Source organism: Acinetobacter legionensis (genome assembly GCF_048552295.1).
Lineage (GTDB): Bacteria > Pseudomonadota > Gammaproteobacteria > Pseudomonadales > Moraxellaceae > Acinetobacter.
This window is the reverse complement of record NZ_JBIMCW010000056.1, coordinates 1-5,607: the sequence shown is the minus strand read 5'-3', so window position 1 is coordinate 5,607 and position 5,607 is coordinate 1. Positions and strand designations below refer to the sequence as shown.

The 5,607-nt window shown below is 36.7% G+C and carries 8 protein-coding genes; 3 read left to right on the top strand and 5 right to left on the bottom strand.

Annotated features, from left to right (window positions below; all coding sequences use genetic code 11):
- The first annotated feature begins 692 nt into the window (after positions 1–692).
- Positions 693–1,676, top strand: coding sequence for a RepB family plasmid replication initiator protein (locus tag ACG916_RS21330; RefSeq protein ID WP_180036282.1), 984 nt, complete (start codon positions 693–695; stop codon positions 1,674–1,676).
- A gap of 13 nt (positions 1,677–1,689) precedes the next feature.
- Here the strand turns inward: ACG916_RS21330 and ACG916_RS21325 are convergent, their stop codons facing one another.
- Together ACG916_RS21325 and ACG916_RS21320 are read right to left on the bottom strand one after the other, a co-directional pair.
- The gene (locus ACG916_RS21325) at positions 1,690–2,226 is read right to left on the bottom strand and encodes a hypothetical protein (RefSeq protein ID WP_225554447.1); all 537 of its coding nucleotides are present in this window, start codon (positions 2,224–2,226) and stop codon (positions 1,690–1,692) included.
- Entirely contained in the window at positions 2,226–2,516 is a 291-nt protein-coding gene (locus ACG916_RS21320; protein WP_180036283.1) for a DUF8583 domain-containing protein, read from the bottom strand. Before ACG916_RS21320 ends, ACG916_RS21325 begins: the two co-directional genes overlap by 1 nt.
- Before the next feature lie 185 nt (positions 2,517–2,701).
- On the opposite strand from ACG916_RS21320, the gene mobQ reads away from it, so the two are divergent.
- The gene (mobQ, locus tag ACG916_RS21315) at positions 2,702–3,673 is read left to right on the top strand and encodes a MobQ family relaxase (protein ID WP_419281532.1); all 972 of its coding nucleotides are present in this window, start codon (positions 2,702–2,704) and stop codon (positions 3,671–3,673) included.
- A complete protein-coding gene (locus tag ACG916_RS21310) occupies positions 3,670–4,170 on the top strand; it encodes a hypothetical protein (RefSeq protein ID WP_419281531.1) in 501 nt (166 codons plus the stop codon). The genes mobQ and ACG916_RS21310 overlap by 4 nt, the downstream gene beginning before the upstream one ends.
- Positions 4,171–4,281: 111 nt before the next feature.
- Here ACG916_RS21310 and ACG916_RS21305 read toward each other — a convergent pair whose 3' ends face one another.
- The 3 genes from ACG916_RS21305 to ACG916_RS21295 form a co-directional block, all read right to left on the bottom strand.
- Entirely contained in the window at positions 4,282–4,563 is a 282-nt protein-coding gene (locus ACG916_RS21305) for a type II toxin-antitoxin system YafQ family toxin (protein WP_151795689.1), read from the bottom strand.
- Positions 4,556–4,849: a type II toxin-antitoxin system RelB/DinJ family antitoxin gene (locus ACG916_RS21300; protein WP_001277151.1), complete on the bottom strand. Its 294-nt coding sequence runs from the start codon at positions 4,847–4,849 to the stop codon at positions 4,556–4,558. Before ACG916_RS21300 ends, ACG916_RS21305 begins: the two co-directional genes overlap by 8 nt.
- Positions 4,850–4,992: 143 nt before the next feature.
- The gene (locus ACG916_RS21295; protein WP_419281528.1) at positions 4,993–5,499 is read right to left on the bottom strand and encodes a ClbS/DfsB family four-helix bundle protein; all 507 of its coding nucleotides are present in this window, start codon (positions 5,497–5,499) and stop codon (positions 4,993–4,995) included.
- Between the last annotated feature and the right edge of the window lie 108 nt (positions 5,500–5,607).

Sequence of the window (5,607 nt, the reverse complement as noted above, 5' to 3'; positions counted from 1 at the left end):
CCTAAAATTAACATAATACACCTTATACGAAATGCGTTATAATTATCTATAGAAATCAATGCTGTAGTTTCTAGTTTATAGCCCAATCGAGCCCGTTTGGGCTTTTTTTATGATTTTTCATGTTCCACGGATATTCTTTAATCAATGTTCCACCGTTTTGATTAGATATTTTAATCATTCCAGTAAGAGCCGGGCGAGTGTCTACGAGCGACCACCTGGCATTAAAATTTCGCTCCTGCCTTTTCTCTGATTACAAGCTCCCTTTTGATTTTAAACGGTAGATACAGAGCATCCCGAATGGGTGCGAATTTTGGAGCTTTTGCTTTTCAAAAAGTATGAGCGAAGCGAATACATTACCAATGCTTTTGCTTTTAGATTTCACAAACAGGATTAACCAAAAACTGCCCCTCGAAGCGAGGAACGAGCTTCAATAGAGTACGAGCTTTAGCGAGTACCTAGGGCAGTTTTAAGTATTCCCCTCTTTTTTAATATTTTAAATATTTTTAAATATTTTTAGACCCCACTCAAAGCCATGCTGTGCGTGGCTTTGCAAGGTTTAACTATGAGGGATTGACGCATAACTATGAGGGATTGACGCATAACTATGAGGGATTGACGCATAACTATGAGGGATTGACGCATAACTATGAGGCGGTATATTATTCTCATAATTAATAATAAGGAATACAAAAATGAGTAAGCTCTTAGTAGTCAAAGCAAATAATATTATTGAAGCTAGTTATCAACTGTCTTTGAATGAACAGCGCTTAATTTTGGCGGCTATAGCCTGTATACCCAAAGGCGAAGAAGTGACAGATAACACAGGTTATTGCGTCACAAGGGAATCATTTATTGAGTTAGGTGTTAACCCAAAAACAGCAAGCAGAGAAATTAGAGAAGCATGTGATCGACTTTTTAATAGAGTTATCACAATAACAACTGAAGCAGGGACGTTTAAAACTCGATGGGTTCAAGACATCATGAAATACAATAGTGATTGGGCTTTGGCTAATCCTGAATTTATCCAAGAGGTGACAGGGAGCGATCCTTATGCAGAAGATTATATTTTGGCGGCAATAAGGTTTAGTAAGTCTGTATTACCTTTTATTAGTAACTTATCATCTAACTTCACACAATATTTTCTTCAAGACATAGCAGGAGTAAGTAGTGGGTATAGCGTTCGATTTTATGAATTAATGATGCAATTCAAGAGTACAGGTTATCGAAAAATAAGGCTTGATGACTTGCGCAATATGCTTGATCTGAATAATAAGTATCCATTAACGGCAGACTTAAAAAGATGGGTAATAGATACCGCAATTGATGAACTTAATGAAAAATCCCCCATTACAATCAAATATAAACTGTTAAAAACAGGGCGTAAGTTCACACACATAGAATTAAACTTTAAGCAAAAATTGTCACCTAAAAAAATAGAATCTCAGCGAGATCAAAAAACTATAGATATGTTCAGCAACTTATCTGACAGTCAAATTAAGACCTACAGTTCAGTATTATCTAAGGTTCATAGCATCTCTGACTTAGCCGACAATAAAGATTACCCAGCCTTTTCAATATGGATTTCCAATATTTTACGTGACCCTACATCCGTCCGAGAGGAAACCGCAAAGCGGATTTTTAAAGCATTGCGGACTGAGACAGACTTCAAAGACTAAGATTTTATATACATTACGTCATAGGGAATGCTGAGTACAGTTTACGGCAAGTCGGATATTTAGCTTGAATTTTATGTAAATAATACGCCTGATCTTTTTCAAGAAAGCCGTTCAATAAACCACTCTTATCAGTATAGAAACAACGTCCTTTTTCTCTATCCCATGCTAAAAAAGGAGTGGATGGCTTACTTATTGATATAACATCATTATTACAGTGAAGTAGTGCCAGTGAACTTACCTGATACTTTCTTGCTTGGTTACCATCTGGCGGATATGCTAAACCAATTATCAAATTTCCTTTTTTTATATTCTTAATTTTAAAATCGCCATTCCATTCATTTGGGCTAGAATATCTAAACCAAGCTATTAATGGGCGAAAAATAAAATTATGGTTAGAAAATTGAAATTTAGTCTGATTTTTATCTGATTCAAATGATTGAACCCTTGCTATAAATACCTCATTTGGTGAGTGTGGCATACATGCACTAAGATTTTGCGAACCCATGATTGTCGCTAAAATTCCACCCCATAAAATTAGTGTTTTTTGCATTATTTAGATATCTCAATATTTGGTAAGTCAAAAAGCTGTCTATCTCTATTTTCTGTTAAATACTCATTGAGTTCAGCGAGTATTTTTTCTTTGTTGGCTTCATTACTTTGCATCTTTTTAATTAAGTAAGAACCGAGCAAAATTTTACGTCTTGTATCGTCCTTTCTTTCTTGTTCCTTTTGCTTGGTTTTTTCTCTTGCATCAATAGCCTGTTTTTGAGCTTTTAACTGTTTCAACTTTTCTAATTGGGCTTCGATTTTCTTTTCAAGAGTTTCAGCAGCTTTTGTCATGATTCAGATTTCGGGATATAGAAAACCACTCAAGCATAAGGCCCTATGAATTGAAATTCAAGCGGGCTATATGCTATCGTGTTTTTCATGAAATGCGCACTTACGACTTGGATTTCATCCAAGTCAAAGTTTGCGTAAGGGGAATCCCCTTAACCCCAAAAGCAAAAAACACATAAGGCAACTGCATGGCAATTTATCATTGCTCCACTAAGACGGTGAATCGAAGTTCGGGGCGAACTGCGGTTGCATCATCTGCATATCGTGCAGGGGAAAAGTTAGAAGATAAACGCACAGGACTGACCCATGACTTTACGAGAAAAGATGGTGTCACTCATTCTGAAATTCTGTCTAATTTAGAGATTGAAATTGACCGTGGCGAACTTTGGAACTTAGCGGAGAAATCTGAAAACCGTAAAGATGCCCGAACTGCTAGAGAATGGGTGATTGCCCTACCTGATGAATTAGACGCTGATCAACGTAAGGACTTGGCAAAAGACTTTGCCAGGTCCTTAGTTGATCGCTATGACGTGATCGCAGATTTAGCCATCCATGAACCCAGCAAAGGCGGTAATGATAAAAACCATCACGCCCATATCATGCTCACCACCCGAAAAGCCGAATTGGACGCACACAATAAACTTATTCTAACCACCAAAACTGATATTGAACTCAGCAACGCCAAACGAAAAAGCCTTGGTATGGGTACAACCCAAGAAGATATTAAGCAAATTCGAGAAACATGGGCAGACTTAGCCAACAAGGCATTGGAACGTGAAGGCTATCGAGAAAAAATAGATCACCGCAGCTATGCCGATCAAAACAACGGACTACAAGCCACCATCCATGAAGGCACCAAAGTCACCCAATTACGCAGACAAGGCATAGACACTGAAATCAGCCGTTTTAATGACAACGTCAAACAGCAGAATACCCAACAGCTTCACCAAGAAAAACAGCAGAAAGAGAGCGTTTTACAGCGTGGTTTAAACCGTGTCGATCAAGGGTTTGAACAATGGCAAAAGAACCAAGAAACAAAACGCATAGAAGTGGAACGCCAAGCGGAAATGAAACAACAGCAAGAATTAGATAAACAACGAGCCGAGCAAGCACTCCGCAAGGCATCTCAAAAATTGGATAGAGGCGGATACTCGCTATGAGCAACCAAAACGATGATTTAGACGATCAGTTATATATTTTATTGGCATCCATGAAGGAATATAGAGAAGCCATAGCAGACGATAACAAGCGATTAGAGGTGTTTTACAATCAAGTCGCTAGTGGAGTGCTAGATAAGGCTGAAAAATCGCTAGAAAACGCAAATAAGAAGCATACAAGCGCATTAAACAACAGTATTCAGTCATTGAATGAAGCTACAAACAAGCTCAACTTAAAATTTATCATCATTTTTGCCAGTACGTTTGTCGCTGTGATGATGGTGTTCATATTGGCAATATTCTTATACGTGCCAAGCAAAGATGAAATTGATGAACGTAGAGCTGATATGGATGTACTTAAAAAATATCCGCTACAAATTCGAGAAAGTGATGGTGAAACGCTGGTCAGAATTATGACGAAGAAATGCTATTCATTTGAGCCAAATAACGTCAAAAATAAAACTTATGACTGGTGTCGCATCGACCCTAAAAAATACTAGATGATCGGTACTTTGCTTTGTTTTTCTCATTATTAATTAGATTACAGCAAGCGCAAAGTTGCTCGACTTTGAAACATGGCTAAAGCCATCTTTCAAAGCATCGAGCGATAGTCATCCAAAAATTTCGGAATGGCTATCCAACTGATGCAGTTCTAAAATTTCATCACCAACAAGCCTATAGATCAAGACTAAATCAGGCTTCACATGACAATCACGACAATTCTTAAACTCTGCACCACCCTTCAAGGGATGATCTAAATATTTTTCAGGCAAAGGATTATTTGCGACTAAACAATCTAATACTTCTGCCCATTCAGCCGTAACCAGTTCTAAATAACGTCTTTTAATATCACGTTTAAAAGAACTGGTTACGATAATCTTACGTTTAGCCATGTGCTTCTTCCGACATGGCTTTAATCGCTTCTTCTACCGTTTCGTACTCGGTGTACTCGCCATTTTCAATCTCTTTTAAAGATTGAAGTAACTTGGCTGCTGCTTTAGGAGTTAAAGCAGTTTCTCGCGCATAGTCAAAAGATAAAGGGATCGCCTTAGTTTTAACGATTTGATTCAAGAACAGTTTGAATGCTTGGGGCATAGTCAAACCGTAGTCTTCCAAAATAGGCGTGACTTGTTCTTTTAACTCTGCTTCTAAGCGCATATTGAAATTGACTGCGGACATGATTTCCTCACTCAAAAACCATTAAAGTAAAGATAATATAAGGCATATTCTTTACTTTTTCATTACTTTTGATGTAATAAATGGTTTCTAACAACTAAATTTCGTATAACGCCCATTATGTTAAATAGATAGGGTTAATATTCTTATTTAAGTCTTTTCCATTTACGAATTTGCGTTCTAAAATTAGTAAATGGGGCAACTGTATTTATGTGAATCCACTTGTATACAGGCCATTTGGCAGGTGTCGTTGCCCATTTTCTTTGATTAGGTAAAAAAAGTTCATCTTCAGCTAGGCTTTGAACCCAATCTATAACTTCACTTACTTTCTTAGACAACAATTCTTTTTTCTCATCAAGAGAATATTGATCATATGTTTGATAAAACTCTTGATATAGAACTCCCAAATTGTTCCATTTAAATCCTTTTTTCGGAGTTATTACTTGTTGCCCCTCCTTTTCATCTTTTTCCCATTCTAGTAGTAAGCTAACCCACCCTAATTGATAGGAAATATTTTGAGATGGTGTTTTATCAACGGCTATAACTTTTTTATTTTTTTCATCTTCTGAAATGTCGCTAAATTCTAATAAATATTTGTTAAATGATCTGCTAATACTATCTATGAGTTCTTGTTTAGATTCATAATTTTTCATTTTTTAGCTTTCCTAAAATTAACATAATACACCTTATACGAAATGCGTTATAATTATCTATAGAAATCAATGCTGTAGTTTCTAGTTTATAGCCCAATCGAGCCCGTT